The organism is Rathayibacter sp. AY1C2 (assembly GCF_002931195.1).
Classification (GTDB): Bacteria; Actinomycetota; Actinomycetes; order Actinomycetales; family Microbacteriaceae; genus Rathayibacter.
The window spans coordinates 1-1,428 of the sequence record NZ_PSWG01000040.1 but is presented as its reverse complement, the minus strand read 5'-3'; the positions used below and the strand labels follow the sequence as shown (position 1 = coordinate 1,428).

Sequence of the window (1,428 nt, the reverse complement as noted above, 5' to 3'; positions counted from 1 at the left end):
TATAGCCTGAGATCTGATGGGTAGACGCAAGTCGAAATCGGTGATCCTATGCTGCCAAGAAAAGCATCGACGCGAGGTTCTAGCTGCCCGTACCCCAAACCGACTCAGGTGGTCAGGTAGAGAATACTAAGGAGATCGAGAGAATCGTGGTTAAGGAACTCGGCAAAATGCCCCCGTAACTTCGGGAGAAGGGGGGCCTGAGGCGTGAACGGACTTGCTCCGGGAGCGTTCGATGGCCGCAGAGACCAGTGGGAAGCGACTGTTTACTAAAAACACAGGTCCGTGCTAAGTCGCAAGACGATGTATACGGACTGACGCCTGCCCGGTGCTGGAAGGTTAAGAGGAACGGTTAGCCGCAAGGCGAAGCTGAGAATTTAAGCCCCAGTAAACGGCGGTGGTAACTATAACCATCCTAAGGTAGCGAAATTCCTTGTCGGGTAAGTTCCGACCTGCACGAATGGCGTAACGACTTCCCAGCTGTCTCAACCGCGAACTCGGCGAAATTGCATTACGAGTAAAGATGCTCGTTACGCGCAGCAGGACGGAAAGACCCCGTGACCTTTACTATAGTTTGGTATTGGTGTTCGGTGTGGCTTGTGTAGGATAGGTGGGAGACGTTGAAGCGGGCACGCTAGTGTTCGTGGAGTCATTGTTGAAATACCACTCTGGTCACTCTGGATATCTAACTTCGGACCCTAATCGGGTTCAGGGACAGTGCCTGATGGGTAGTTTAACTGGGGCGGTTGCCTCCCAAAGAGTAACGGAGGCGCCCAAAGGTTCCCTCAACCTGGTTGGCAATCAGGTGGCGAGTGTAAGTGCACAAGGGAGCTTGACTGTGAGACTGACAAGTCGAGCAGGGACGAAAGTCGGGACTAGTGATCCGGCAGTGGCTTGTGGAAGCGCTGTCGCTCAACGGATAAAAGGTACCTCGGGGATAACAGGCTGATCTTGCCCAAGAGTCCATATCGACGGCATGGTTTGGCACCTCGATGTCGGCTCGTCGCATCCTGGGGCTGGAGTAGGTCCCAAGGGTTGGGCTGTTCGCCCATTAAAGCGGTACGCGAGCTGGGTTTAGAACGTCGTGAGACAGTTCGGTCCCTATCCGCTGCGCGCGCAGGAAATTTGAGAAGATCTATCCCTAGTACGAGAGGACCGGGATGGACGAACCTCTGGTGTGTCAGTTGTTCCGCCAGGAGCACCGCTGATTAGCTACGTTCGGAACGGATAACCGCTGAAAGCATCTAAGCGGGAAGCCGGCTTCGAGATGAGATTTCCATCCCTTCGGGGGAGAGGCTCCCAGCCAGACGACTGGGTTGATAGGCCGGATGTGGAAGACAGGACTAAAGACTGTCGGAGCTGACCGGTACTAATAAGCCGATAACTTGATAATCACTACACTCATACCGTTGTAAAGGCTGGTAGGAGTGG

At 54.1% G+C, this 1,428-nt stretch carries 1 rRNA gene (only partly in view); it reads left to right on the top strand.

What is annotated here, in order from left to right:
* Window positions 1-1,390: ribosomal RNA gene (locus C5C55_RS16145) — 23S ribosomal RNA — on the top strand (it extends 1,827 nt beyond the left edge of the window).
* The last annotated feature ends 38 nt before the right edge of the window (window positions 1,391-1,428 follow it).